The organism is Anaeroglomus insulsum (assembly GCF_050689095.1).
GTDB lineage: Bacteria > Planctomycetota > Phycisphaerae > Sedimentisphaerales > Anaerohalosphaeraceae > Anaeroglomus > Anaeroglomus insulsum.
In genome coordinates this window covers 104,042-130,355 of the sequence record NZ_JBOGCL010000003.1, presented here as the reverse complement: position 1 = coordinate 130,355, position 26,314 = coordinate 104,042, and the positions used below count along the sequence as shown (strand labels likewise).

Sequence of the window (26,314 nt, the reverse complement as noted above, 5' to 3'; positions counted from 1 at the left end):
GCAGGATATTGCTATCCTGCCTGCGTAACAATCTGAAATCAAGCCATGTCAAATTCGCCCGCGGCCTCGCAAATAGCGGACAACACCCAGCCCCAGTGAAGCCAAAACGACTGCACCCGGCACTGGAACCGTCGCCGGCACAGGCTCTTCAGGATCAGGCTCAAGATCCGGCGTCCCGTATTTGAACTGCAGGTCATCCACATCGCATCTGCCGGTGCCCCCAACCTGCAGGTTATAACCAACATAGTACCTTAAGATCTGACAATCACCATATTGAACCAGCCATTCGCTGAGCAATTTTATTGTCCCTGACCGTGAGTCCATACTCGTCGATCTGCTGAATGTCGAATTTAAATCGAAAGACAATTTTGTCCAGCCGTTATTATCAGGCTCGCTATAGGTTGGATTAATCAGCATAAACAGATAATCATTACTTGCTTGAGCGATATCCGCGGCTCCATTTTTATTGGTATCCACCAGGAAAAATACATATGGATCGGCTACACTGCCATCCGGTTTATTGAACTTCACCTCACCGGACAGCAATTCCCCAAAAGAAGCAGACTCGTTCAAGGTAAATCCAACCCGGGGATTCTTACCAGTGACGTAACCCATCTGGCATAACCCCCCGGTTACATTAAATCCCTGACCAAGCAATGCCTCTGATGTTACCGTATTAAAATCCTGAAGCACCGTCATCGCTGCCATTCCTGAGACACTCATCGCCAACATCACCATGCAGACACACACAGACTTCATAGAAGACCTCCACTCTGAATAAGGATAGACTACCCCAGAATACGATATCCCAGGGTTATAAAGACATGAAAGAAACAGACATCAAATCCTCAACCGCTCCGTATCCTTCACTGAACCTGCGTCAATGTAGGACTATAGCAAAACGGAAACAGAAAATGCTATCCCTATTTTCCCCTAAAAATCCATGAAAATAATTTGCAGACCCTCTTAGACACCCCAAAACAAGGCTCCCGCCACACTGATACTGTTAAATAGAACATGAATAAATATCGACCGCCACAGCGAGCCGCTTCGTTCATAGGCATACCCCAGACAGCAGGCCAGCACAAAAATGCCGACCGAATGGGTTCCATAATGCAGTCCCGCAAATAAGGCCGATGTAATACCAATCGACATCCACGGGCTGGGCAGATGCGCTGTCAGCGTGGATTGAATCAGCCCGCGAAAAAGAACCTCCTCAAACACCGGCACAATCCCCACCGCAAACACCACCAGCAGCACCTGCATCCAGAGCGGATTGGTCTGATTCATCTCCACAAGTGTCTGATGTTTTTGCAGCTCAAACTCCGGCCCTGCAAACAGCTTGCCTGCCGCCACCGTCAGATATAATGCCAGCAACACGATGGGATAAATCGCCGCCAGATTCACGGTGGCCCACCCTAAATCCTTGGGGATCTTTCGCCAATTTAATCCGAATCCCCGTAATCCCCGTACAAATCCAAACTTTGCCACCAGCAAAAAAAACGCCAGTAATCCGATATCCAGCACCGTCAATACCGCATACTGCACAAAATGAATCGTCGCTTCGGGACGTGAAGCCAGCAGTTTTTTAACCAATTCCCCGCATAACATCGCCGCCACCAGCCAGACAAACAACTGCAAAAACGGGAAAAACAGCGGCAGCCGAGTCCGGCGGACGGGACAATGTGCCAGTGCACTCAATCCCGGCGTCTGCACCTGCCAACGGATCAGCACGCCCACGCCTGCCAGACATACCACCGTCATCACCGTGCCCAGAATTGCTTCCACGTCCACTTGGGCCACAAACACATAATTATATAGTATTTCTATCATTTTTATCTTATACACATCGCTAAAGACACGTCTTTATACTCCACCGAACTCGCTATTGTAAAGCGACATCTGCTTGTTGGCCTAACAAAATCGCTCTGATTATAGATATATAAAACCTGATGTTGTGAAGACAGGAAAGAGTAAAGCTTATTTTGGAGGGTTAAACCTGAGACTGTTCGTTTGTATTGGCCTGTTGTCATTTTCGGCCTAATGATTATACGAAAATACCTTTTACGGCATCAAATCACACAGTAACAACTCAGGAACCTCAGGCGAATACCAGACTTCAGCCACATTATATTCATTCCAGGACAACAATATCGTCCTCAAAACACTATCCAAATCCACGTCGACGCTTGATTTACCCCATCTGTTGAAAGTGTTCCAACTGGTTGACTATCTGGCCGACAACTTGTTCATGGGTCAGGCCTTCAGTATAGATGGTGATATCGGCATATTGTTCATAAAGCTGCCAGCGTTTGATGAACAGACTTTCCAGCGTCTCGCCCGGCTCAATAACTACGCCTCGCCCAACGATATCCGTCAGCCTTTTTTTCAACCCTTCCAGCGGCAGTTCCAGATAGACCGCAATGCCGTTTTCCTTGAGATGCCGCATGGCCGACTCGTAATAGACGACACTGCCGCCGGTGGCAATAACCGCATTGCGGACATCAACAGCCTCAACATATCGGCGCTCGATATCGCAAAAACCTGCCAGCCCATGACGTTCGATTAGCTCCGACAGCGTCGCCTTCTCGCCAGCCTGAATCAGTAAATCGGTATCGACAAATTCCCGCCCCATCACTTTGGCCAACAGCACCCCCACCGTGCTTTTGCCAGCACCCGGCATTCCGATCAGAACAATATTTTTCACGGGGTCTTTTTCCACTCCAAAATCTCCTGCGGGGTTGACAGGCTTCCGGCCGGAAGACGAGATAAAAGCTGCTCTGAAAACGGGGCTTGTGCAATCAACTGCGGCTCATGCGAATCGGAACCGAAAATCAACCTGACCCCGGCATCCAGAGCAATTTCATAAATCTCATGCCAGCGGGCCTTGAATTCCGCCGACAGCCGCTGGCCGGTCAGTTCGTTGATTTCCCAGGCAACACGGGTCTTTGCCGATTGCTTAGCAGCCTTCTTAAACACCTCCATCGCCGCAGCCCAGTTGACCTTAGGCCCCATTGCCGCCGCCAGCAGTCGCCCCGGATGGGCCAGCGTATGAACCCGCGGATTGGACACCACACCCAGCAGCGTCGTTTCCCAGACCCGCATAAAGGTTGCCGCATCAAGGCTGCAATGCTCCGGCTTCCACGGATAATTGCCCACCGTCGGCACATAATGAAAGCCCGCGATGATATAATCGATACCGTCAATCCGCTCCGACGCCAGCCGCCCATCGGTAAAATCGGAATCCACATCGACCTCGGCTCCAATCGTCACCGGCACCGAGCAGGCAACTTTCGAAAAATCATCCCGGATTTTATCGATATGCCCCGCCGACTCATCATGATAAATATGGTCGGTGATGGCAATGCAGTCCAACTGCAATTCATCCGCCCGGCGGCAGATCGCCTCCACCGTCATCCCGGGCGCGTGGCCGCAATATTCAGTATGAATGTGAAAATCATATCGCATCATGCTGTTTTTTCCGTTTTATCTGAATCCACAAATACCCCGCCAGAATCGCCGCCGCCAGATACCCAAGCGGTGCCGCCAGCAGAATCACTTTCAATCCCCATCGTTCGGCCACCGGCGCCAGCAGTCGCGGTACAAAGCTGGTAATTAACCATGTCCCGCCGATGATAAATCCCATCCGCTGGCCAAGGTTTGCCCCGCCGGCCTGACGGGCCATGCTGACCATCAGCGGGTACGCACCATAACACAACAGCCCCAGCAATGCAATCAGCCATGACGCCCAGCGATACGTCACCGCCTCGGCATATAAAAAACCAAACGGAATACCGGCCAGCAGCATCCACAGACACGTAACCAGTTCCCCTTTGCGAGCGGCCAGCCGCGAAACGACAATCCCGCCGATACCGCCGGCCAGACTGAACAGCATCACTGAATAGCCGCCGAAGTTTAACTCAAATCCGAATTTCGCCAGCGTCTGCGGCACAGCCCAGACCACCACCGATGACGAGCTCCCCCCCAGCACCGCCATCACAAACACCGGCCAGAACGACACCTGCGGAGCCGGGGATTCTTTTCGAGCGGCATGGTCCCCTTCGCAGGCCAGACGGACTCGCAACGACCACAAAAGGACCATGGTCAAAATAGACATCATACAAAACAGCCACAGCATCTCGAATCCCCACCGCTGCACCATCGCCGTGGCTGCCCAGCCGCCAAACGCAAAGCCCGCAACCCCGCCGGCCATAAAAATCGACGTGCTGACCGCCGGCGAAATTCCATCCAGCGTATGCACCGCCCGCATAAATTCCGGATGACTCATCCCGACACCCGCCCCGCAGATAAACAGAATCACTACGGCCGGCCAGAATGACGACGCCTCCCGAGGCAGCACGATAAATGCCCCCAGACATAACGAACAAGCCAATCCAATATACAGGAATAAAGGGCGGGTCTTTTCGGGGCGTAAATGACCAATAACCACCTGAATTCCGTTAGCCGCCAGCAAAAAATACATCAGCAAAGACGCCCCTGCCGACAAATTAAACGCAAAATCACTTTGCACCTTGGGCAGGATGGTGTGCATCGTACCGGGGAAACAGTCCACCACAAAATGCCCGGCCGTTAAAGCCGCTAACAAGGTCCATTGTCTCGTTTTTATACCGCTTGTTTCCATGTTCATAGGATACTCTCTTTAAACCAAAAGAGAGCATTTTAATCCATAACTGGACGTTACGCAACAGCATTCATCCGGCCCCGCCCATACAGCAGGCGCATAAAAAAAGCGGCCCCCTCATACTGGGACCGCTTTGAAACCCGCCATTTTCCGCATTATTTCTTCAGAATACGGCAGTCAAAAATACCGCCAGCGAAATTGCCGGGGTGAGCAGCAAATTTAATTCGGATTTTCTCCTTACCCTTCACCATCTGAGCCGGAATATCGTACTGGACATCCATAAACTGGCCGGGCTTGTCGTTATTAAGCTGCTGCGTGGCCAGTTTAGCATCATCCACCAGAATGTCAAATATTCTGTTATTGTCACCACCCCAGTACGTCACACTGAGCACCAATGGCGTATCCGGCACGACTTTCATATCAAATGCAAACCATCCGCCATCTGTGGCATGACGCCATTTGCGGCCAAGATGTTCGCCGATACCAGTCTTGTCACCATCCAGATTATGGTCACGTTCCGGCTGCATCTGACCAATCAGCAGGACATCCACGGTTCGAGCTTCCAGTTCTTTCTGAAGCCGCAGTTGTTCCTGATATTCTGCCTGCCTGGCTTCCCACTGCTCCGGCGTAAAGATATCCATATACACCGTGTAAAGCTGGTCAGCCACCTCAAAATGAGGAATCAGCCGAATATCAACCGCTTTCCATCCATCAGCACCCAGCACACGTGCAATCCCCCTGCCCTCAAATCCCATCTTCCTGCCGGCTACAGGCTTGCAGGCTTTTAGCAGGTCATCATACGTCCCCAACAATGCCGGCGTGGGCTGGTTGTCATCCAAATCGGCACACAACAGGGTGGGACCATATAAAAAAGCAATGCGATTGGGGTTATCCGGCATGCTCTGGATATGCAGCTTCATCGGCAGTCGCAGTTCGATCATATCCCCGTCGGCATAGTCCCGCTCGAGGACAGCAAAACCTGCTGCATTGACTGGCGCATCGACAGCCTTGCCATTAACCGTGACAGTCATCCCTTCAGTCCAGTACGGCTTGCGAATCAGCACAGCAGCTTTGACCGGTTTGTCACCGCTGAAGGTCAGCTTGACTGTATCGCTGTAGGGAAAGCCGGTTTCCTGTTTGACCTTCAGGCCTTTATCCCGCCAGTTCAATTCGGAGGCGATAAACAGATTGACATACAGCGTATCGCCTTTGTGATAATAAATGCTTTCGCCGTACTTGACGTGGTTTTCCATCCCCGTCCCGACACAGCACCAGAACGAATTAAACGGATCGCTGAAATGCTTGCGAGCCGGCATATCCAGAAAGCCCTTGTACTTGAACATCCCGGTGGCGGGGTGCTGGTGCGCCAGGATATGATTATAGAGTGCCCGCTCATAATAATCGCCCAGCTCCGCCGTCGGATGCCAGCTGAACAGATGCATTGTCAGCTTGAGCATATTATAGGTATTGCAGGTCTCGGTGGTATCATGCATCCGGTCGTTGAGTTTGCCGGGCTGGCCGAAATGTTCATCGGCACTATTGCCGCCGTTGACATAGCTGTGATAATGCACAACGCGATCCCAGAAATACTCGGCAATCGTTTTATAATAGTCGCTGCCGGTCAGCTCATACTGCCGGGCAGCGCCAATCACTTTGGGCACCTGGGTATTGGCATGCACTCCGGCCAACCGGTCTTCTTTGCGGCTCAGGGGATCCATGATGAATTTATGCGTAAACCGTTCTGCCAGCGTCAGGTACTTTTCATCGCCGGTAACGGCATACAGATCTGCACACACTTCTTTCATCCCGCCCTGTTCACAGGCCAGCATGGTTTGCCACTGAGCCTCGGTCAGTTTGTCGGTCACAGCGTAAGCCCAGTCCGTAAATTTCTTCCAGACCTCCAGGGCCTTTGCATTGTCACACAGCAGGTAAACATCGCGAAGCCCTGCCATTTCCTTGTGAATGGTATACCAGGGCACCCACAGGCCGTTCAGGTCAAAACCCTGAGAACGGATATCACCCCGCGCAATCTCCTCAAAGCATTTTTTGCCGCCGGGAATCGCCGCCACGTAGCCATTGCCGTTTTTATCCTGACACAAGGCCATTTCATCGACGATATAAGCGGCACGATCCTTAAATCGCTCATCCCCGCTGGAGGCATACATCAGCGCACATGCTGACAGATAATGACCTAAACTATGGCCGGCCACCCCCTGTGACTCCCATCCGCCATAGACTTCACCTTTGGGTTCCAGTCCGGCCTCTTTGCGAAACCACGCCAGCAGACGATCCGGTTCCAGCGTCAACAGATAGATCGCATCACGCTCCATGGCCGCCCTGAAGGGGCCATCCAGCAGCCGAACATCATGTAAATTGAAGGCATACGCTTCAATCGGCGTCTTGGGGGCTATCTTTATCTTCGGCTGTGTACTTTCAGCCACCACCGCCCAGCTTTCAGCCAGCAGCCCCATCAGCACACAAATCACGATATTCTTTTTCATAATCGCATTCCTTTTCTGATACCTTCGACAGTTTAGCGTTTCGCGGGAATTCGCAAAATCGTCACTGACCACGGCTTGACAGGATACACAAATGACTTGCCCGCCCCATTAAACGTTGTTTCGGTCGGGACAACACGCGTCGGTTCATCAAGCGTATTTTCATCCGTTGGTCCGGCACCGGTCAGCGTAATCACCCTGGCGACGCTTTCAACCTCACGTACACCCGCTACAGCAATCTCCGCCGGCACCGTCTCAGCAGACGCATTGCACAGCTTGACAACCAGATCACCGCTGGATTCTTCAAAACCCGCATTGGCAAAGAATGTCCGGGGGACGGGGTTATTCGCCTGAATATCGTGAATGAGCTGACCATCCAGATAACACTGAACACGTTTGCCAGACAACACAATCTTGACATCATACCAGCGTCCTGCCTCAATGCTGCCGGGCTTTTCAGTCAGAATCCGGGCATCACCACCCTCAACCGCCTGAATGGCATGCCGGGTGTTCCCCCAGCCGCCGCAATTCCATTGCAGCCAGCGTTGATCGTTATTGCGGAAGACCACCATAAAGCCCTCCGCTCCAGCATTACGTTTGGCCTTCAGCTCAATGGTATAATCCGCCCAGGTCGTCTCACCCAAAACCGTCAGGGTATCCTGAGCCCGCGCATCGGGCTGGCGATAGACCCCACGTTCGACGACCCATTGGCCAATCATCGATTTCCACCCTGCAGCATCCTTTGAAAAATCGGAGCTATACAGCACGGTATCGCCCTGCGTGACGCGAATGTCTTTGTACTCCGCATCTGCCAGCCAGGTCCGCAGTCCTATCCGACCCTGGGGGGCATCTTCTTTGGCATCTGCAGCGGTAATGTGGGTTTCAACAATTGTGGTGGGTTTATGGTCAGCAAACATCTTCTGGACGTAGTATGAGCTGCGGCCCAGCACACGTGAACTGTCAAACCGAATCAGGTTGACCGGCCATTCACGATCGTTGACATTTTCAAACAACGGGGCGTAGGACGCCATCACGACGATATCACTGTTGCGTTCCATGCCCATCATCCATGCCGCTTCCGACAGTGCCCCCAGCAGATTGCCCGAATGCACATCACGATTGACGGCATACTCCCCGACATAAATTTTGGGCCCCTTGCGGTCGTAATTATCATAGCGATCGGCATTGCTGAAAAACCAGCTGGGGGCCACATAGAAATGTTCATCCACAATTTCCATCGGGGCATTGGGAATCGGCTGGTCGGCAATGGTAATCACCTGCGGGTATTTTTTCTTAATCGCTTCATAGAAAACCGCATAATGCTTGTGATAGACCTCGCCGCCGTTTTCGTTGCCGATTTCGACATATTTAATCTTGAACGGTTCCGGATGACCGTGTTTTGCCCGCAAGGCTCCCCACGGATTGCTTACCGGCGCCATTGCGTAATCCAGCGCATCCAGGGTTTCCTGAACATACGCTTGCAGTTCCTCAGGGTCGGTCACAACCTCTGCATGGCGTGCCTGACAGCTCATGCCGACATTGACCACATACATTGGAGCTGCCCCCAGGTCTTCGGCCAGCTGCAGAAATTCATGATAGCCAAGGCCATCGGTGGCACGGTAACCCCACAGGTCCCAGTGGCCCGGCCGTTGGGCAATATCACCAATGGTCTTTTTCCACTGAATCCGGTTTTCCAGCGTACAACCTTCCACCACACAGCCGCCCGGGAACCTCAGAAACGCCGGACGAAGCCCCTGCAGCATCTTCACAAGGTCCTCACGCAGACCACCGGGACGCTTTTTGTAGGTGTTTTCAGGAAACAGCGACACCATATCCAGCCACATCACCCCCGGTTTGGCAAAACCAATCGCCAGTCGGGATTTGGCATCGGTCGCATCGGCCTTGAGGCTGCATGCATAACGTTTCCAGTCGCCGCCGACATGGGCCACTGTCGTTTCAGCATAAACCACACTGCCGTCGGCCTTTTCGAGACGAACCGTCACATCTGTCTGATGTCCGCTTTCGCTGCGGGCGTAAAAACTCAGATGATACAGTTCGCCTTTGCGAACCGACATCCCCCAGTAGCCTTCGTTTGCCACGCCGGCAAATTCGCCCGAGGTTTGCACCTCAACCCGCATCGACAGCGGCGTCTGGTCATTGAGCGGATTGGCATCATCCACTCGAATCGCAACCTTTGCACCGCCCTGTTCAACTTTAGACCAGGCATGCAGGTCGGACTTGACCCATTTGTTATACCGCCAGCCGTTGTTGGTAACCAGGCCCCCGTTTTCCACACGGGCATTACCCGGCGGCAGATGTTCTTCAAAGGAGCGGTTCTGCACCATCTCCGCATACAAACCGCCGTCGCCGGCATGATTGATTTCTTCATAAAAAATCCCATACAAGTCCGGACTGACCTGAACCTGTTTTCCGTCGGCTTTGATATCGACCCGCACCGCCTGTGCCGCCTGATGCAATCCCATCAGGCCCACTGCACAAGCCAGCACCATCCGCATTCGAAACGTCGTATGTCGCATAAGGATATCCTTTATCGTATAAGGGACTTTATTCAATCGTTAACAATACAATGGATTTGGACGGCAGCGTTGCATGGAGCTTGCCCTCTTTCAGTTCAAAGGCCTTGAATTCCGCCGGCTTGACCGCATCGGGCTTTTCGAAGGTATTATGTGCATTCATCTTCTCATCCGTCAGCACGCGTCCGTGAACAGTTTTGGGGGTCACACCTTTAAGCTCACAGCTCAGCTCCGCCGGCACCGTCGGGTCCAGATTCACCAGTGTAATGTGAATTACGCCAGCCTTGTCTTTGGATGCCGACACATTCAGCGACGGCAGTGTTTCATTGCCGGACTGATACCCGTTACAAGCCAGCTCGCTGGCCAGCAGTGACGCTCCCTGATGCACCTTGTACATCTCAAAGACATGATATGTCGGTGTCACCAGCATTTTTTCCTTGTCTGTCAGAATCATCGCCTGAAGCACGTTATTAATCTGGGCGATATTGCACATTTTGACTCGGTCACTGTGAGTGTTAAATGTATTCAGATAGATGGCTGCAGAGACCGCATCCCGCAGCGTATTCTGCTGATACAAAAACCCCGCTTTGGTTCCCGGCTCCTCATCCCACCAGGTACCATATTCGTCAATATACAAATGGACCCGCCCCTGAGGATCATACCGATCCATAATCTTTTTGTTCTCCCGGATAAGCTGGTCCACATGCAGCGTATTCTTCATCAGGGCAAACCACTCCCGCTCGTCGAAATTCGTGGCACTGCCTTTCTTTCCCTGATCCCAGGAACCCAACCCGCGAACATAGTAGTGCTGGCCGTAGGCATCCATCCGAGTACCAATATTCTTCATGATCGACTCGGCCCATTTCATATCTTCGCCGTTTGGCCCGCAGGCAACCTTGGTAATGCGGTTGCCCGGATAATCCCGAACATAGGTTGCATACCGTTTATAGACATCCGAGTAATACTCCGGCGTCATGTTCCCGCCGCAGCCCCAGTTCTCATTGCCAATCCCCACATACTTGATCTTCCAGGGTTTCTCACGACCATTGGCACGCCGCAGATTCGCCATTTCGCTGTCCCCGTCAAAGGTCATGTATTCAATCCAATCCTGCAGTTCTTCCACGGTGCCGGACCCGACATTGCCGGCGATATAGGCTTCGCACCCCAGCATCTCACAGAGATCCAGAAACTCATGGGTGCCGAAGGCGTTGGTTTCGGTAACCATACCCCAGTGGGTATTGACCATTTTGGGTCGCTTGTCCCGAGGACCTATCCCATCCTTCCAGTGATATTCATCCGCAAAACACCCTCCCGGCCAACGCAGCACCGGGATATTCAGCTTTTTCAGCGCCTCCACCACATCCGTCCGAATCCCACGCACGTTCGGAATCGGCGAATTCTCACCAACCCAGAATCCTTCGTACACACAGCGACCCAGATGCTCGGCGAAATGCCCGTAAATTTCAGGCTCAATCGTCGAAATCCCTTTGGTGGCATCAATCACCAGCGTATTGACCTTCTCCGGCCCGGAATAAATGGTTGTCCCGGCCACGCCCAGCCCGGTTAACGTTATTATGCTTACCAATACCGCCCATCGTACCATCTTCATAACGAGTTCTCCTTGTTTTTGATGTTTATATGTCCTTTTTAATGCGGTGAATTCTGGATTCGACTTGCCTGTAACACTGTGAGAAAATCTCTATGCCATGAAAAACCTCCGTTTGACCTTGCCAAATAATTACCGTTCTCAACTACGGTATAGTACAGTATAGTACAGTAAAAACAAAAATTTTTTCCGCGGCTTCTTCGCGGAAAATCAGACTATCAGATGCCGCCTGTGCTTATTTTGTTTCACTTCACACGGAAAATCGAACAATTCCGTCATATTTTTTGAATTCAGGACCTCATCCGCAGTTCCGGATTGCATCATCCGCCCCCCCTTAAGCAGCAAAACCCCTGTCGTCCAGGGTCCGATTTCCTCGATATGATGGGTAACCATAATCATCGACGGTGCTTGGGCCATTGCCGCAAAGTGCTCCAAATCCTTTAAAAAATGCACTCTTGCCGCCGGATCCAGCCCTGCACAAGGCTCATCCAGGATCAGGACCCGGGGTCGATTAATCAGCGATCGAGCAATTAATACCTTTTGCTGCTCGCCCTGCGAAAGGGTTCCAAAGCATTGATGGGCAATAGCTTGTGCTTTCAGCATCACCAGTGACTCCATTGCCCGATCATATTCCGCGGCCGTAAACGTCCGAAACAACCCCAGTGAAGCCTCAATCCCGGATACCACAATATCCAAAGCCTTATCTTCCGCAGGCAACCGCTGTTCAATCGACGAGCTGACCCACCCGATCAGCTTCCGCAGTTCGCGGAGATTGGTCTGGCCAAAACGCTGCCCCAATACCGTGACCTGCCCAAACGTCGGCCATTCATAGCCGGTGATAATCTTCAGTAACGTCGTCTTGCCCGAGCCATTGGCCCCCATAATGGCCCAATGTTCCCCCGGCGCAATGCGCCAGTTGATTCCCGACAGAATCGTCTTATCCTGCCGGATAAAATGAACATTGGACAGTTCAATCACCGCGGGAGAGTCTGCGGATTGCAACCTCATATCAGATTCCAGCCTTAAACCGCAAACTTCTTGCCCGTCAGCTTTTCATAAGCCTCGATGTATTTGGCCTGTGTTTTGGCCACAATTTCAGCAGGCAACTCGACTCCCGGACCCGATTTATTAAACTTGATGTCTTCCAGATAATTCCGGACAAATTGCTTATCAAAACTTTCCTGATCCCGCCCCGGCTGATATTTATCGGCAGGCCAGAATCGTGATGAATCCGGTGTCAATACCTCATCAATCAGGATAATCCGCCCGTCAATTTCACCCCATTCAAACTTCGTATCCGCCAGAATGATTCCCCGCGATTCTGCGTAAGCACTGGCCTTTTTGAAGACCTCAATGCTCTTATCGCGGACATACTCGGCCTTTTGTTGTCCCAAAGTCTTGACCGCTTCCTCAAAGCTGATATTTTCGTCGTGTTGCCCCTGCTCGGCCTTGGTCGAGGGCGTAAAAATCGGCTCCGGCAGCTTATCACACTGCCTTAAGCCCGCCGGCAGCTTAATCCCGCAGACCGTCCCCTGCTTCTGATATTCCTTCCAGCCTGAACCTGTGATATACCCGCGCACAATACACTCGACCGGCAGCACCCGCGTCTTTTTGACCAGCATAGATCGCCCCACCAATTGCTCGGCATAATCGCAAAACGGTGCCGGATAGTGCCTGGGATCATCCGACAGCAGATGGTTTTCCACGATGCCGGCCAAGAACCCGAACCAGAACTTCGATATCTGCGTCAGCACCTGGCCCTTATGCGGAATACCTGTCTTCATAATCACATCAAAGGCGCTAATCCGGTCAGATGCGACCAGCAGCATTTTATCTCCCAGATCATAGACATCCCGCACTTTGCCACGCCGGACGTTGGTATTCGGTATCTGCGTCTGTAATATCACATTTGCCATAATCATTCTCCACTATCTTGCCTACTTACATCCGGTCCGGCCGACCAGACCATCCTCACACTATACTCGCTGTTCACCAATTTGTCTATGGATTACCACAAAACCCCATTCTCAATCGCCCTTCGGTCTCAGTATCAGGGTACCAGGAAGACAAATAAAAAGCGGGTTTAAGGCCCGCTTTGATGAGAGTTTGAATCATCTTGTGTGAGATTTCTATTTTGGCAGGAATTTGAATTTCTGTCCGCCAATCGAGGCATCAATCATCAGGCCCTTGTCGGCAATGACAAAAATAGCCATGCCGTCACGGTAATCGGCTTTGGCCGCCGCCCCGGCATCCAATGCGACTGCTGTCGCCTGAGCGGAGAAAGTAAACTCACCCGTCATAAAGACTTGCAAATCGGCATGGGTTCGAAAGAAGATAATTTCCCGAAAACTCTCGCCCCCCAGTGAAGCCCCAATTGTGGCCTGACTGAGACTGGTATATCCAATCAGTTCCCCTTTGCGGTACACTTCCCCCTGTCCCCAGGCTCCGCCGACAATAAAAGCCCCCTTGCCTACCTTGGGCAAGACCGCATATCCTTCTGAATCGCGAAAGAATCGTTCGATGTCGGGGTCCCTGGCTTTGAATGCCGCAATGGCTTCCTTGACTTCAGCATTTAAGACCGCCTTTCCTTCATCTCGTTCAGGTGCCGTTGCACAGCCGCATACCCAAATCAGTGCGCAGCCAACCAGACAATTCAGAGCTGTTTTCATAGCGATTCCTTTCCATGGACTTTTCCTGTTTGTATCAGAGCTTCTTTGCGGTTATCATAGTAGGCAAAGAAACCGCGACTTTCAAGTATTTTGTGCCGGTATGTAGTAGGTCAATAAAACCAGAATTGAAAGGGGCAACTATGAAAACAATAAGAACCATATTGCTTTTGTCGGTTTTTGGGATGGTCGGGTGTGTGCCGAGCCTGCACGAACTTTACACCACAGAATCTTTGGTTTATGATGCCGCCCTGCTGGGAGATTGGCAGCACGAGGACACCGTATGGCAGTTTACCGGCGACCCGAACGAGAAACGCTACACAATCCTGATCACGGAAGAAGATAAGGATCGTGGTAAGCTGGAAAATCGTTTCGAAGGTCATCTGGTGGAATTGTCGGATGTGCGGTATCTGGATTTGTTCCCGCACAGTGATGTCAAGCTGAATGTCGGGACTATTTATGCCGGGCACCTGCTCCGTGCCCATACTTTCTGGCGAGTCGAGGTCCGCGAAGGCAAATTGCTGATAGCCGCCATCAATCCGGATTTTCTGGACAAGCTTCTCGAAAAAGACCCGACGCTGGTCAAGCATGAAAAAACGCAGGACGCTCTGGTGCTGACCGCCTCCCCGCGGGAACTGCAGGGTTTCATTCGTAAATATAATGCAGTGGAAGGGTTTTTTGGCGACCCCATGCAACTGGAACCGAAGATCATTATTAAAAAATAATGCATAAGACAACACAACGACTGATTGAGCTGGACAAAAAATACCTTTGGCATCCATTTACCCAGATGGCCGACTGGCTTGCGGGCGAGCCGGTCATTATCGAGCGAGGCGAGGGATATTATCTGATCGATACCGAAGGTCGACGCTATATCGATGGCGTCAGCAGCCTGTGGTGCAATGTGCACGGACACAGCGTACGGATGATTGATGAGGCAATTCGTCGTCAACTGGATGAAATTGCTCACAGCACCCTGCTGGGGCTGGGGCAGAACCGCTCCATTGAGCTGGCCGAACGGCTGATTCGGATTGCCCCGCCGGGTTTGGCCAAAGTGTTTTATTCCGACAGCGGGGCCACTGCGGTCGAAATCGCCCTTAAGATGGCTTTCCAATATTGGCATAACCGCGGCGATAAGCAGCGCAGCCGGTTTATTGCCCTGCGGGAATCGTATCACGGCGATACCGTTGGTTCAGTCAGTGTCGGCGGGATGGAGTTGTTTCATGGGATTTACAAGCCGCTGTTATTTGAGACGCTGTTTGCTCCAACGCCGCATCCATATCGATTTAACGGCACGCCGCAGCAATGCGCCCAACACAGTCTCGATGCCATCGAGACCCTGCTCAAAGAAAACGCCGGAACAGTTGCCGGGATTATTCTGGAGCCGAAGGTGCAGGGTGCGGCGGGAATGATTGTTCATCCGGACGGTTTTCTGAAGGGAGTCGAAACGCTGGCCCGCCAATATGATGTCCTGCTGATTGTCGATGAGGTGGCCACGGGATTTGGTCGAACCGGCAAGATGTTTGCCTGCGAACACGAAGGGGTTCGGCCCGACCTGATGTGTGTCGCCAAGGGCATCTCCGGCGGATATCTGCCGCTGGCGGCGACACTGACGACGCAGGCGATTTTCGATGCATTCCTCGGTCGGGTAGAGGAGTTTAAGACTTTCTATCACGGCCATACCTATACCGGGAATGCTCTGGCCTGTGCAGCAGGGCTGGCGAGTCTGGATTTGTTCGAAAAAAATCATGTGTTGAACAAAATGCCCGAAAAAACAGACTTAATGTTTGTCGCCCTCGAAGATATCCGGGCCCTGCCGTTTGTGGGAGATGTGCGGCAATGCGGGATGATGGCCGGCATTGAACTGGTCAAAGACAAGACCACCAAAGAATCGTTTGAATACAAACACACCGTCGGAGCCAAACTGTGTGCGGCGATGCGGCCCAAAGGTGTCATGCTGCGGCCGCTGGGTGATGTTATCGTGCTGATGCCCGCCCCGGCCATGGATAGAATGACGTTAACCAAGCTGCTGGCGGTGGTCTGCGATAGCATCCAAAATGACCTGCCGGAAATTGTCAAAGGGCTGTATATCCAACGGGTATGATTATTCTGCGGCGGCCATAGGCTGCTTTTATACCGCGCGTACTCACGGGGTAACGTTACCCTATGCAACCGCAGTGATAATGCTGTTGCTGGAAGCTGGCGGCTGAAAGCTCTTTAGCCGCGACGAACCGGAAAATTTCAAGTAGGATCAGTATAAATGAATCTGCGTGACCTCCATTTTCAAAAAACCAAAGGGCTGTTTATCACCGGCACCGACACCGGTGTGGGCAAGACGCTGATTACAGGCGGGATTGCCAAAATTCTAAAACAATATAACCTGAAGGTCGGCGTACTCAAGCCGATTGCCACCGGCTGCCGCGAGGAACGCGGAGGGCTGGTCAGTACGGATGCGGAATTCCTGGCGATGTGTGCGGAGACGAATTTCCCGCTGTCGGTGATTACACCGGTTTGCTATAAGATTCCCGCCGCGCCGGTCGTGTGTATCCGGGCCGAAAAACGGCCTATTGACTATGAACAGATTGCCGCAATGTACAATTATCTGGCCGGGATGTGCGATGTCGTGCTGGTCGAAGGCATCGGAGGGGTACTGGTGCCGCTGGACGAAGAGCATACGATTCTTGATTTGGCGGTTCAGATCGGACTGCCTGCGGTGGTCGTGGCCCGGCCCAACCTGGGGACGATTAATCATTCCCTGATGACCATTGAGACGATTCGCCGGGCAAATCTGCCGCTGGCGGGTGTGGTCATCAGCGGCTACAATACCGCTACCGCCGAACTGGCCGAGGAAACCGCCCCGGATATCATCGCCCAGTTCGGCAAAACCGACATTCTGGCCGTGGTCGGGTATGATGAAGAATCCAGCGTCGAGCAGCTCCGCATCGGTCCCATGACTCTGGCTGGTCTTGACGAATGCCAGTGGTACTCACGGATTATGGGGCAGGGATTCCACAGGGGCTGATTCTTTCTGCTGTTTGTATTCCTCTTTAGTTGGAATTGTGATGGTCATCTGATATTTTTCGACCAGCCGCTCAAAGGCTCGACAATCCCCCTGTCGTGAAGCTCGTACCAGATTTTGTTCTTCAGTCATAAATCCACCCTGTTCCTTAGAGGATTATTCTAATGCAATAGTCCAGTAAGGGAAAGCGGCCGGATGTGTCAAAAAAATGAAAAATGTGGGATTTTCGCCGATACAAAAAAGCCCCCCTCGCCCATGAAGATATCGCTCCTTTTGCCACCAATGAGGGCTCGGGGGTAGTGTATATATACTGCTACTTGAAATTTCCCGTTTCGTCGCGGCTAAAGAGCTTTCAGCCGCCAGCTTCCAGCAACAGCATTATCACCGCGGCTGCGTAGGGTAACGTTACCCCGTGAGTACGCGCGGTATAAAAGCAGCCTATGGCCGCCGCGAACTAATCATACCCGCTGGGCATAGACACCTGAAAGCATCATTGTTGCATGGTGTTCGTTTCAGATAATCGTTTCTGGATGGCTTCAATCGCCTTCTGAAAAGGATTTTCCGTCCCGTCTTTGGGCCATTTAGCACTGTGGTTTTCAAGGGTATCCAGGACGCTGGCATCGCCAATCTGGGCCAGGATGCTGGCCGCAAGCACTTTCGTCTCCGGAAGTCCTGTATCCAGCAACAGTTCCAATTGTCCAATCCGGCCGGTAGTGCGGGCTCGCTCGACCTGCTGTTTTTCCTGCTCCAGCCGTTTGGCATATTCCGCTTTGTTGGTGGGGACGGGTTCGGCGGTATTGTTTAAAACTCCCTGAATATCACTGCCGATGGTCTTGCGAAGCCCCGGGCGGATATGCACGAAATAAACCGCCTGAAGCATAACCCCAACCGCGATTAAAAAGATTGCCGCAATACGTTTCCACCCTATTGTCCATCCAATTTGCCGATTTTGCACGCCCGGTTCCTGTCGCAGGTCCGAGGCGTTGAGTTTCTCGATGACTTTGTCGATTTTATCCGTCATACATTCAGCTCCCGTCCATCGCCCGACCTGCTCCTCGACGGCTTGCAGGCCTTCCCAGTATGCCCTGCATGCGGCACACTGGTCGATGTGTTCTAAAACGCTGATCTGTTCGGAGATTTCAAGCATCTCCAGGGACATATCTAAAATTTTGTTTTTATAGTCTTGGCAAGGATGAGTCATACCTTATCTCCCTGCTCCTTCATTAACTGATAAAGCTGTGCCAGGGCACAGCGGACTTTCCGATGAATATCCGTCAGGGAGGCCCCCAGTTGCTCCGCGACGGCTCGCAGCGTCTTGCCGTGAAAGTAATACAATACCAGCGGCGTCCGCAATTCCGCCGGCAGCTTGCCGATGGCCCATTGCAGTTGCTCGCAGTCGTCCTGGCTGGTGTCGTGGCTGAGTGTTGGTTCGCTAATCTGTTCATTGAATTCAAGCTCCTGCTTCCTGCCGCCCAGAAAGGTCCGCGCGTGATTTTGCGCAATCTTGCGGATCCACGGCCCGAACTGGTCCGGGTCACGCAACTGACCGATCTTGATATAGCCTTTCAAAAGAACGTCCTGGGCAATGTCTTCAGCATCCTGCGGATGGCTGACGATGGCCAGACATTGTCCATACACCGCCCCATAATACTGGCGGATCAGCTCGGCATACGCCGTTTTGTCGCCTCTGGCCGAGGCCAACACCAATTGTCTCTGCCTGCTCTTATCCATTACCCATCGCTCAATTCATTCTATTAGACTTAATCATACAGCCCATTTTCCCAGAATTGCCAGAATTTTGAAGTTTTTTGTCACGGTTTTTCTGTTCAGTAAGATTAAACCTTATCGAGGGCGGTTGTTGCGCGGAAATGTTTGACAACATCACGAAATTGAACCAGGGTATCCACCATTGTCATAATTATACCTCCTTTTGAGAGCGAATTCTCTGATAGTGTTCCGTTAATCCCGCAATGACCTGCGGCAAATCGATATCCATCTGAACCGCTGCCGCCGCCACATCACTGAGCAGGGCGTCAAAAAGTGCCTTGCTTTGGCTGGCCTTGCGAGACTCGGCCAGCGGTGCCACGAATAACCCAATCCCCCGTCGCCGCTGAAGAAGACCTTCTGATTCCAGAATACTGTATGCTTTGCTGACGGTCATTGGATTGACCTTGAGCCGGCCGGACAAATCCCGAACCGACTCCATCTGGTGACCTTCCCCCAGAATCCCCGACAAAATCAGCCGCTGCACCTGCGTCACAATCTGCCGGTATATCGGTACGCCGCTATGGAAATCGATGTCAAGTATCACAAGTGACCCTTTCTTTGACTGTATTAGTATAGTAATACAGTAATATCAAAAAGGCAACGTATTTTCTGATTTGTTCATAAAATACCTATAAACCCTTTTTGATGAAAACATATAACGCCTTTATATATAAGGCATTATGATTCACGCGTGATTTCCCTTGCCCCCATCAATCAGGTTCAATAAAATAAGTTCTTTTCCGATAGGATCAAAACAATGTCACCAAAACAGCCTGATTTTCGACGGTATCTTGTTCCGGTCAATACCGGCTCGACCCAGCAGCTATTTACGGATTGCCTGGTGGTTGGGGCCGGGGTTGCGGGACTGCGGGCGGCGCTGGAAGCCGCGGAACAATGTGATGTAACGCTGGTCTGCAAAGGGGCACTGTCTGACAGCAACACCTGGAATGCCCAGGGCGGCATTGCCTCAGTGCTGGCCATCGAAGACAGTTTCGAGTCGCATATCGAAGACACCCTCCGTGCCGGCTGCGGCATCTGTGATAAAACCGTCGTCGAGCGGGTCGTCAGGGAAGGCCCCGGCCTGATTCGCCAACTGGCCGACTGGGGCACCAAATTCGACCGCGTGGATGGCAAACTCGACGTCACCCGCGAAGGCGGTCATTCACACGCCCGCGTGGCCCATGCTCTCGGGGACTCCACCGGCCGGGGGATTGCCGAAGCCCTCATCGAAAAAGTGCGGCAGCAGGCCAATATTAACATCATCGAACATTTCTACACAATTGACTTGCTGACCTGCCCCGACGGGCGCTGTCTGGGGGTCATCGGCTATCGTCCCCATTCCGGCTTTGAAATCATCTGGGGGGCCGCGACCATCCTGGCCACTGGCGGTGCCGGCAGACTCTACCGCGAAACTACCAATCCCGAAGTCGCCACCGCTGACGGTCATGCCATGGCCTATCGTGCCGGGGTGATCCTGCGGGATATGGAAATGATGCAGTTTCACCCCACCACGCTGTATATCGCAGGCGCTTCCCGTGCGCTCATTACTGAGGCCCTGCGCGGCGAAGGGGCGATTCTCCGCGACAGCACCGGCAAGGCGTTTATGAAAAAATATCATCCTGACGGTGAACTGGCCCCGCGTGATGTCGTCAGCCGGGCGATTCTGGATCGGATGCTCAAGACCGGCTCAACACATGTCTATCTGGACTTGCGGCACTTCGACAAGCCCCACTTTGCCAAACGGTTCCCGCTGATCAGCGAAATCTGCGAGAGCTTCGATATCGATATCGCCACAGATATGATTCCCGTCCGCCCCAGTGCTCACTATATGATTGGCGGCGTCAAGATTGACCTCGAGGCCCGAACCAATGTGCCCGGCCTGTTTGCCTGCGGCGAAGTCGCCTCCACCGGCCTGCACGGAGCCAATCGTCTGGGCAGCAACTCCCTGTTGGAAGGCCTGGTCTTCGGCAAAATCGCCGGCCAGTCGGCGCTGATGTGGCTCCAGAAAATGGCCGGGCCCGAATATCGCAAAATGACCATCGAAATCCCGCCGTCCGACCGCAGCCGGCTGGACACCGAAGACGTACGCAACTCCCTGCGAGCTTTGATGTGGCGCAATGTCGGCATCACCCGCCAGGCCAAACATCTGGACGAGGCCCAGGAAATCATCCGCTTCTGGCAGCGGTACGTCATGGATAAAGTCTTCGAAAAGCCTTTCGGCTGGGAAACCCAGAATATGCTGACTGTATCGCTATTAATGGCTCAGGCCGCCGCCCAGCGAACCGAATCCCGCGGCGTGCATTTCCGCAGCGATTTTCCCGAACGCGACGATGCCGCCTTCGCCAGACACATCGAGCAGGTTAGAGAAACATAAATCCCGGATATTTCGCCTTGCTTACGCAGCAAGATTTTGCAATTTGCATAACATGTCCGTAAAAATACTGAATTTGCAAAAAAAGACGAAATTTTCTTAACATTCCCCGGGGGGGGGCCAAGTATGATTGAAGATGAAAATTCATTTTTTCCAGGGAGAAAAAAATGAAACGCACATTATTATGCATACTGGCAGGTTTTGTGGGATTATGCTCATCTTTTTGTCAGGCGGATATCACTCCACAGCAGCTTGTCTCGATGATGCGGGCATCGCGAGCCCGATATATCTCGATGGAAGCGGCAATGGATATCAAAGGATTTTATCCAACCCAGGAAAAACAGGACAAACCCGTCTTGATGTATTCCCAGGAAGCGATATATCGAACCGATGGGACAACCGTGTACGCTGAGTATATCACCAAAGCATTTTCGGAAACCGGCTCCCTGCAGCAGCACTTCAAGGAAGTCGCGGTTGTTACCCCCAGGAGCAAGACCTATTATCATGAAGACCTCATCGAAACAAAACACCGTCGCGGTCGCATTGACAAAAATGAGGATAACCAGATCGGGGGGTGGTTTTCAATAACCCCGGATGTGGTTTTGTGGTATGACCTGACCATCGCGGGAGCCGAAGACAAGCGAATGGCATTCGTGAGGGATCATCCGGACAAAACGGACCTTTCGTTTGACGCAAAGACCTCCACGTATAGCTTAGAGATTCCGGCAGGGCCTGAACCGAACGCTCCGCTGTTTCGCTATACCATCGATCCGTCCAGGGGGTATATGCCTGTGGTTTACGAATGGCTGAATTGGGATAAAACACGCATCCAGAAATATGCCCGGGGCGATTACCGGCAGATAAACGGTCTGTGGGCACCGTTTCGGTTTTGGATTTATGACTCCAATGACACACTGGCAACCGAGGTCACAGTCAGGTCGCTTTCCCTGAATCAGCCTGTTTCCGCCGACACACTGAACTTCGAATTTCCCGAGGGAACCTGGGTTTCTGACCGGATTTTGGGAGTTGATTACCGCATCAGGAATACCGACCCGAACCAGCCATCTTCCGCCAATACCCGCGATTCTGCCTTTGGCAAGCTGGCACCGCCCGCAGCCGACAGGGAAATGGCCCAAAATGCACAAAAAGCACAGGAACTGATCGCCCGGGAAAAACAAACTGCCGCTGCAGCCGCCGCAGCGATTGCGCCGGTAGAAGTCTCCCCGTGTTATGTTTGGGTCCTGCCGGATAAAAAGGAATATACGCTTAGGGTCAAATCACCCGCCAGGCAGATACCAGTACTGACGGACTATGCCTTTGAAGGCAATGGATTGATTTTGCATTCCTGCGATAAGACATCCCTGGCATCAGGAAAAATCACCCTCACACTCGAACGTCCCAGGACATTAACCGACTATGCCGACGGCATACTGACCCTGACTTTTTCAGATCAATGCGTTGTGATTCATTTCATTGCCGCCCCCAGGCCAGAGCGATAAAACGTTTGGCCAGGAAGCCCATCTTGTTCTTTCAGCCAATCGGCCGACAATGTGAATCATTCGTGGACGCAAATATCTTGCTATGCTGTATCCGTTGGAATGAATACTGCACCCCCCAGGCAAAAACGTAAATACTCCTGATAAGGGTGGAAGACGGGATTCGAACCCGCGACCCTCAGAACCACAATCTGATGCTCTAACCAGCTGAGCTACTTCCACCACGAAGCTGAGCAGAAATACCCTCTGCCCAACTGCAAGGGGCAAATTGTAGCCGGAAAAAAAACATTTGTCAAGAACAACATTCACGCTTTACATTATCTATTTTAAGGGGCATACTTGACCAGCATTGTTCAAATTGCCGGCGGAGATACTCTTTGTCCGTATTCCAGGCAATTACCGTAAATGCTGTACCAGCCTTGTTTTGCAGCGATAATTCCCCCACCTCAGGCCGTCTTTGGACCGACTGGCAAACCACTTCCACAAAAACCCGGCCAGAGTCAAACGCTACATTTCCCTTAAGCCGTAAAATAGAGGATTTCATATTTTCCAGCACACCGAAAAACTTTTCTTCCGAGACGGTCTGATTCGTGCTAAACGATACCGCAAAGAGCTGCTCCGGTGCACACGAAACCAGATTCTCCCTGCGAGATCGGTGGGTAATACGATCCAAAAATGGCTGTTCTATCTTGCCGAAAGCGGTCTCCATAACCGGCACATTGGGATTCATCGTCTCCAGTATAGTTCGCAGCATCTTCAGCTGCGGCTCAGCCACAAGGTCGCATTTATTGATAATTATTCCATCTGCCCAGCAAACCTGTGACACAGCCGGTCTCAAATATGCCGCTACCTGGGTAAAATGAGCCGCATCCACAATACAAAGGTTGCCACGCAGGCAAAAAGACCCGGCGTGCGGTCCCTCGGTCAGGAAATTTTCAATATCCACCGGCTCTGCAATCCCGGTCGCCTCGATAAGCACAGCCTTATGCTTTCCGCTGACAGCAATCTCGGAAAGGGCCTTAAGAAAATCCGTTTTGGTACAGATACAAAACAAGCTGCCTTTGTTGATTTCGAATCGAGCCAGCTCACGACGCTGGACCAGAGCCCCATCCACACCGATCTGACCAAATTCATTAATAATCAGCGCAGGATTGGCCTGTGCAATCGGCCCGCCTGTAAGCAATTCGTTCAGGGCTGTGGTCTTGCCCGCTCCCAGATAACCACCAAGGATCCAGACGTCGATCATAAGTCTTTGAGCCATTCCTTAATTATCGCCACCTGCGGCACATGTCGAATCGATTTGACCTGAAATCGTGCCATCACGACTGCCGGAAGCTGTCCAGAGGTCAGACCATACGAACGGATTGTGTCTTCGTTTTTGACAAGCTGGATATCCACATCCGCCCCCAATTCGGTAACCGCCTGTTTCAGATTATTTTTCAATTGATTTGTCTTGTCGCAATCCTGCCCGAGCACATACAGCCGAGCCTTTTTCTGCTGAATCCGCAGCCGGAATTTCTCATTGATGCGTTTTTGGATCGCCGCAATCAATTCATCCCGGGGCGGAATCCGCGACACAAAGACAATCTCACCGTCAATGCAAATCGTCGGCACATTCCGCACCATCAGCGATGTCATAAACACCAGCGATTCACGGTATTTAATCTTATGCTCACGCCATTGCACTATTCCCTCAAACTCCGGAGCCACTCGCTTAACCGCATCGACCATATACTGGCACGGCGCACAGGCCTCAGAGTCGAGCGTAATAATATCCACAATGACCTTATCCGCCTGGCCGTACTCGTTCATATCCAGCTTATCCTGTTCCGGCGTTTCACAAGCCAGCGTTTTAACCACTTGCCGTTTGTATGAATCCAGAACCACCTCCGCCACAGCTTCAAGGTTGGCCGGCGGAGTTGCATACGGCAGGTCACAGCCTGGCGCAAGAATATATCCCGTATCTCCGCCAAGCTCCATACACGCAATGGCATTTTTCTGAGCATCCACCGGCCCGCCCAGCAACAGCACACTGGTCAACTGCAGATTACCTCCAAAACTGATATGATGCTTGATACATTCCTGCCGGACATAATCCAGAGGGATATTCTCATCAATCGAAATATTGTCGCATTTGCACTGGCACATAACCGGAATGTTCTGCTGGGCATGACCGCAGACAAAAAATGAACTCAACGCTGCCCGCTGACGAATCGACTCGAATACGGTGGTCACATAAGGACTAACAAACTGCACAAACTGATCCGGCCCAATTTGGCTGGTCATCGGGTCCACCAGCGCCACAATATCACATCCAGCCTCGATATAATATCCCGCCGTCGCCTGACAGACATCCGCACAAAAATGCATGAGCTGATTGACATACTCCGGATCATCGAACATCTTCATAAAAATATCCGTGCCCAGAAGATGCAGGGCCAGCGTAAACGGTCCGGTAATTAATCCATATAAAGCAATATCCGGATGGGCTTTTCTCAGTTTCCCCGCCGCATCCAACACTACTTTCAGACGTGCCGCATCCGGGCCGGGAACTTTTAAATCCCCCAATTTCACACCATCACCATTACACAGAGGATGATTAATCACGGCCGGAGGGTTCTCATTCGCCCAGGCTAACTGGCACCCCAGGGCCTCTGCTTCAATCTGCAGATCAAATGCGACAGGCAAGCCATCCGGCTTATATCGCCTGACAGCTTCTGATATCCCCTGGATGATTAAATCAGAACTTTTTAGATATACATCTGCGGGTTTCCCAATCAAAGCCCCTGCATGACAACCCACAAAAGGCACCCACGGAATGCGGTCTGTTTTCTCGCCCCGCATCGCCGTCATAACACGTTCTTTTCCAGTCACTTGCATTACTCCTCAAAGTACAACACCTTCGATTCAATGAATAAAAACCCGCATCAGGGTCCTTATTTGTAATCTAACTGGAAAAAAACGGCAGGTCTTTGAATATTTGATTTTACAATAACATTATCTTGCTATTTTCAGCTTGGCCCCTATTCAGAAGCCGGAAAGCCATATTTGCCAACCAGTTTGACGAATCGGCAGCCGCAAATCTCAATATGCCTTAATTGCTGCCCTTGCTTGTGATATTGAATGAGTGTTTGACTATACTCATCCCCAACCGGGGCAACCAGAATCCCATCATCCTGCAGTTGCACAATGAGCGGCTCAGGAGGGCGGGGTATCGCCGCTGTCACAATAATGCGATCAAATAAAAGCGGGCTTTGCCATCCGCAGGAACCGTCGCCAACAGCATAGTCCACATTATGAATAGCCAGACTCGACAATACCGATTGGGCTCGGACGGATAATTCATTAAACCGTTCGATGGTATAGACTTTTTTACAGAGTTTGGCCAGAATCGCCGTCTGATAGCCGGAACCAGTACCGATTTCCAGGACCTGTTCGGTACCGGTCAGCCTCAGACACTGGGTCATCAGGGCCACAATGTAAGGCTGGCTTATCGTCTGCCCCAGGCCTATCGGTATCGGATTGTCTTCGTATGCACAGGACTGATACTGTGGAGCCAGAAAATTCTCACGCGGCAATTGGCCCATCACCTCCAGAACCCGGGCATCACGAATGTCTCGCCCTCGGAGGTCGTGGCGTATCATGTACTCCCGCTGCGGGGCATAACGGTCTAACGGATCAAAGGTTACCATTCCCTTATTGTACGGTTATCCGT

23 protein-coding genes and 1 tRNA gene are annotated in these 26,314 nt (G+C 51.9%); 5 read left to right on the top strand and 19 right to left on the bottom strand.

Features of this window, described 5'->3' with window-relative positions:
* Positions 1 to 48: 48 nt before the first annotated feature.
* From ACQ9LF_RS04165 to ACQ9LF_RS04115, 11 genes are all read right to left on the bottom strand, one after another.
* Positions 49 to 759: a hypothetical protein gene (locus tag ACQ9LF_RS04165; RefSeq protein ID WP_462488111.1), complete on the bottom strand. Its 711-nt coding sequence runs from the start codon at positions 757 to 759 to the stop codon at positions 49 to 51.
* Between the two features lie 207 nt (positions 760 to 966).
* Positions 967 to 1,833, bottom strand: coding sequence for a lysostaphin resistance A-like protein (locus tag ACQ9LF_RS04160; protein ID WP_462488110.1), 867 nt, complete (start codon positions 1,831 to 1,833; stop codon positions 967 to 969).
* 361 nt (positions 1,834 to 2,194) lie between these two features.
* On the bottom strand, positions 2,195 to 2,683 hold the full coding sequence (locus ACQ9LF_RS04155) for a shikimate kinase (RefSeq protein ID WP_462488245.1): 489 nt from the start codon (positions 2,681 to 2,683) through the stop codon (positions 2,195 to 2,197).
* Between the two features lie 20 nt (positions 2,684 to 2,703).
* Complete coding sequence (locus ACQ9LF_RS04150) at positions 2,704 to 3,471, bottom strand: PHP domain-containing protein (protein WP_462488109.1); 768 nt, start codon at positions 3,469 to 3,471, stop codon at positions 2,704 to 2,706.
* On the bottom strand, positions 3,458 to 4,648 hold the full coding sequence (locus ACQ9LF_RS04145; protein WP_462488108.1) for an MFS transporter: 1,191 nt from the start codon (positions 4,646 to 4,648) through the stop codon (positions 3,458 to 3,460). Before ACQ9LF_RS04145 ends, ACQ9LF_RS04150 begins: the two co-directional genes overlap by 14 nt.
* Before the next feature lie 149 nt (positions 4,649 to 4,797).
* On the bottom strand, positions 4,798 to 7,143 hold the full coding sequence (locus ACQ9LF_RS04140; RefSeq protein WP_462488107.1) for a beta-L-arabinofuranosidase domain-containing protein: 2,346 nt from the start codon (positions 7,141 to 7,143) through the stop codon (positions 4,798 to 4,800).
* Between the two features lie 32 nt (positions 7,144 to 7,175).
* Positions 7,176 to 9,677 (bottom strand): alpha-L-arabinofuranosidase C-terminal domain-containing protein, encoded by a 2,502-nt coding sequence (locus ACQ9LF_RS04135; RefSeq protein WP_462488106.1) that lies wholly within the window; start codon positions 9,675 to 9,677, stop codon positions 7,176 to 7,178.
* 28 nt (positions 9,678 to 9,705) lie between these two features.
* Positions 9,706 to 11,283, bottom strand: coding sequence for an alpha-N-arabinofuranosidase (locus tag ACQ9LF_RS04130; RefSeq protein WP_462488105.1), 1,578 nt, complete (start codon positions 11,281 to 11,283; stop codon positions 9,706 to 9,708).
* A gap of 207 nt (positions 11,284 to 11,490) precedes the next feature.
* On the bottom strand, positions 11,491 to 12,288 hold the full coding sequence (locus ACQ9LF_RS04125) for an ABC transporter ATP-binding protein (RefSeq protein ID WP_462488104.1): 798 nt from the start codon (positions 12,286 to 12,288) through the stop codon (positions 11,491 to 11,493).
* A 14-nt stretch (positions 12,289 to 12,302) separates the two neighbouring features.
* Entirely contained in the window at positions 12,303 to 13,196 is an 894-nt protein-coding gene (locus ACQ9LF_RS04120; RefSeq protein WP_462488103.1) for a phosphoribosylaminoimidazolesuccinocarboxamide synthase, read from the bottom strand.
* A 213-nt stretch (positions 13,197 to 13,409) separates the two neighbouring features.
* Positions 13,410 to 13,949 carry a lipid-binding SYLF domain-containing protein gene (locus ACQ9LF_RS04115; RefSeq protein WP_462488102.1) on the bottom strand — a complete coding sequence of 180 codons (540 nt, stop codon included), beginning with the start codon at positions 13,947 to 13,949 and terminating at the stop codon, positions 13,410 to 13,412.
* Positions 13,950 to 14,089: 140 nt separating this feature from the next.
* On the opposite strand from ACQ9LF_RS04115, the gene ACQ9LF_RS04110 reads away from it, so the two are divergent.
* The 3 genes from ACQ9LF_RS04110 to bioD all read left to right on the top strand — a co-directional run bounded on the left by ACQ9LF_RS04110 (position 14,090) and on the right by bioD (position 16,968).
* Positions 14,090 to 14,671: a hypothetical protein gene (locus ACQ9LF_RS04110; protein ID WP_462488101.1), complete on the top strand. Its 582-nt coding sequence runs from the start codon at positions 14,090 to 14,092 to the stop codon at positions 14,669 to 14,671.
* Positions 14,671 to 16,050: an adenosylmethionine--8-amino-7-oxononanoate transaminase gene (gene bioA, locus ACQ9LF_RS04105; protein ID WP_462488100.1), complete on the top strand. Its 1,380-nt coding sequence runs from the start codon at positions 14,671 to 14,673 to the stop codon at positions 16,048 to 16,050. The genes ACQ9LF_RS04110 and bioA overlap by 1 nt, the downstream gene beginning before the upstream one ends.
* A 156-nt stretch (positions 16,051 to 16,206) precedes the next feature.
* Entirely contained in the window at positions 16,207 to 16,968 is a 762-nt protein-coding gene (bioD, locus tag ACQ9LF_RS04100) for a dethiobiotin synthase (RefSeq protein ID WP_462488099.1), read from the top strand.
* Here bioD and ACQ9LF_RS04095 read toward each other — a convergent pair.
* The 4 genes from ACQ9LF_RS04095 to ACQ9LF_RS04080 form a co-directional block, all read right to left on the bottom strand.
* Entirely contained in the window at positions 16,933 to 17,097 is a 165-nt protein-coding gene (locus ACQ9LF_RS04095; protein WP_462488098.1) for a hypothetical protein, read from the bottom strand. The two genes, bioD and ACQ9LF_RS04095, sit on opposite strands and share 36 nt — an antisense overlap.
* Positions 17,098 to 17,455: 358 nt before the next feature.
* Positions 17,456 to 18,166 carry a hypothetical protein gene (locus ACQ9LF_RS04090; protein WP_462488097.1) on the bottom strand — a complete coding sequence of 237 codons (711 nt, stop codon included), beginning with the start codon at positions 18,164 to 18,166 and terminating at the stop codon, positions 17,456 to 17,458.
* Complete coding sequence (locus ACQ9LF_RS04085) at positions 18,163 to 18,696, bottom strand: RNA polymerase sigma factor (RefSeq protein WP_462488096.1); 534 nt, start codon at positions 18,694 to 18,696, stop codon at positions 18,163 to 18,165. The genes ACQ9LF_RS04090 and ACQ9LF_RS04085 overlap by 4 nt, the downstream gene beginning before the upstream one ends.
* Before the next feature lie 187 nt (positions 18,697 to 18,883).
* Complete coding sequence (locus tag ACQ9LF_RS04080) at positions 18,884 to 19,276, bottom strand: GntR family transcriptional regulator (protein WP_462488095.1); 393 nt, start codon at positions 19,274 to 19,276, stop codon at positions 18,884 to 18,886.
* Between the two features lie 213 nt (positions 19,277 to 19,489).
* Between ACQ9LF_RS04080 and nadB the strand changes: the two genes are divergently transcribed.
* The gene (nadB, locus tag ACQ9LF_RS04075) at positions 19,490 to 21,106 is read left to right on the top strand and encodes an L-aspartate oxidase (protein ID WP_462488094.1); all 1,617 of its coding nucleotides are present in this window, start codon (positions 19,490 to 19,492) and stop codon (positions 21,104 to 21,106) included.
* 164 nt (positions 21,107 to 21,270) lie between these two features.
* Positions 21,271 to 22,602 carry a hypothetical protein gene (locus ACQ9LF_RS04070; RefSeq protein ID WP_462488093.1) on the top strand — a complete coding sequence of 444 codons (1,332 nt, stop codon included), beginning with the start codon at positions 21,271 to 21,273 and terminating at the stop codon, positions 22,600 to 22,602.
* 145 nt (positions 22,603 to 22,747) lie between these two features.
* Here the strand turns inward: ACQ9LF_RS04070 and ACQ9LF_RS04065 are convergent.
* The 4 genes from ACQ9LF_RS04065 to ACQ9LF_RS04050 form a co-directional block, all read right to left on the bottom strand.
* Positions 22,748 to 22,821, bottom strand: a tRNA-His gene (locus tag ACQ9LF_RS04065).
* Positions 22,822 to 22,891: 70 nt separating this feature from the next.
* A complete protein-coding gene (locus ACQ9LF_RS04060; protein WP_462488092.1) occupies positions 22,892 to 23,860 on the bottom strand; it encodes a CobW family GTP-binding protein in 969 nt (322 codons plus the stop codon).
* On the bottom strand, positions 23,842 to 25,473 hold the full coding sequence (locus ACQ9LF_RS04055; protein WP_462488091.1) for a uroporphyrinogen decarboxylase family protein: 1,632 nt from the start codon (positions 25,471 to 25,473) through the stop codon (positions 23,842 to 23,844). Before ACQ9LF_RS04055 ends, ACQ9LF_RS04060 begins: the two co-directional genes overlap by 19 nt.
* 149 nt (positions 25,474 to 25,622) lie before the next feature.
* The gene (locus ACQ9LF_RS04050; protein ID WP_462488090.1) at positions 25,623 to 26,291 is read right to left on the bottom strand and encodes a protein-L-isoaspartate(D-aspartate) O-methyltransferase; all 669 of its coding nucleotides are present in this window, start codon (positions 26,289 to 26,291) and stop codon (positions 25,623 to 25,625) included.
* Positions 26,292 to 26,314: the final 23 nt, after the last annotated feature.

What these genes read in the sequence shown, in the direction of transcription:
- ACQ9LF_RS04165 (WP_462488111.1), bottom strand. Translation starts at nt 759, where the DNA reads ATGAAGTCTGTGTGTGTCTGCATGGTGATGTTGGCGATGAGTGTCTCA.
- ACQ9LF_RS04160 (WP_462488110.1), bottom strand. Translation starts at nt 1,833, where the DNA reads ATGATAGAAATACTATATAATTATGTGTTTGTGGCCCAAGTGGACGTG.
- ACQ9LF_RS04155 (WP_462488245.1), bottom strand. Translation starts at nt 2,683, where the DNA reads ATGCCGGGTGCTGGCAAAAGCACGGTGGGGGTGCTGTTGGCCAAAGTG.
- ACQ9LF_RS04150 (WP_462488109.1), bottom strand. Translation starts at nt 3,471, where the DNA reads ATGATGCGATATGATTTTCACATTCATACTGAATATTGCGGCCACGCG.
- ACQ9LF_RS04145 (WP_462488108.1), bottom strand. Translation starts at nt 4,648, where the DNA reads ATGAACATGGAAACAAGCGGTATAAAAACGAGACAATGGACCTTGTTA.
- ACQ9LF_RS04140 (WP_462488107.1), bottom strand. Translation starts at nt 7,143, where the DNA reads ATGAAAAAGAATATCGTGATTTGTGTGCTGATGGGGCTGCTGGCTGAA.
- ACQ9LF_RS04135 (WP_462488106.1), bottom strand. Translation starts at nt 9,677, where the DNA reads ATGCGACATACGACGTTTCGAATGCGGATGGTGCTGGCTTGTGCAGTG.
- ACQ9LF_RS04130 (WP_462488105.1), bottom strand. Translation starts at nt 11,283, where the DNA reads ATGAAGATGGTACGATGGGCGGTATTGGTAAGCATAATAACGTTAACC.
- ACQ9LF_RS04125 (WP_462488104.1), bottom strand. Translation starts at nt 12,288, where the DNA reads ATGAGGTTGCAATCCGCAGACTCTCCCGCGGTGATTGAACTGTCCAAT.
- ACQ9LF_RS04120 (WP_462488103.1), bottom strand. Translation starts at nt 13,196, where the DNA reads ATGGCAAATGTGATATTACAGACGCAGATACCGAATACCAACGTCCGG.
- ACQ9LF_RS04115 (WP_462488102.1), bottom strand. Translation starts at nt 13,949, where the DNA reads ATGAAAACAGCTCTGAATTGTCTGGTTGGCTGCGCACTGATTTGGGTA.
- ACQ9LF_RS04110 (WP_462488101.1), top strand. Translation starts at nt 14,090, where the DNA reads ATGAAAACAATAAGAACCATATTGCTTTTGTCGGTTTTTGGGATGGTC.
- bioA (WP_462488100.1), top strand. Translation starts at nt 14,671, where the DNA reads ATGCATAAGACAACACAACGACTGATTGAGCTGGACAAAAAATACCTT.
- bioD (WP_462488099.1), top strand. Translation starts at nt 16,207, where the DNA reads ATGAATCTGCGTGACCTCCATTTTCAAAAAACCAAAGGGCTGTTTATC.
- ACQ9LF_RS04095 (WP_462488098.1), bottom strand. Translation starts at nt 17,097, where the DNA reads ATGACTGAAGAACAAAATCTGGTACGAGCTTCACGACAGGGGGATTGT.
- ACQ9LF_RS04090 (WP_462488097.1), bottom strand. Translation starts at nt 18,166, where the DNA reads ATGACTCATCCTTGCCAAGACTATAAAAACAAAATTTTAGATATGTCC.
- ACQ9LF_RS04085 (WP_462488096.1), bottom strand. Translation starts at nt 18,696, where the DNA reads ATGGATAAGAGCAGGCAGAGACAATTGGTGTTGGCCTCGGCCAGAGGC.
- nadB (WP_462488094.1), top strand. Translation starts at nt 19,490, where the DNA reads ATGTCACCAAAACAGCCTGATTTTCGACGGTATCTTGTTCCGGTCAAT.
- ACQ9LF_RS04070 (WP_462488093.1), top strand. Translation starts at nt 21,271, where the DNA reads ATGAAACGCACATTATTATGCATACTGGCAGGTTTTGTGGGATTATGC.
- ACQ9LF_RS04060 (WP_462488092.1), bottom strand. Translation starts at nt 23,860, where the DNA reads ATGGCTCAAAGACTTATGATCGACGTCTGGATCCTTGGTGGTTATCTG.
- ACQ9LF_RS04050 (WP_462488090.1), bottom strand. Translation starts at nt 26,291, where the DNA reads ATGGTAACCTTTGATCCGTTAGACCGTTATGCCCCGCAGCGGGAGTAC.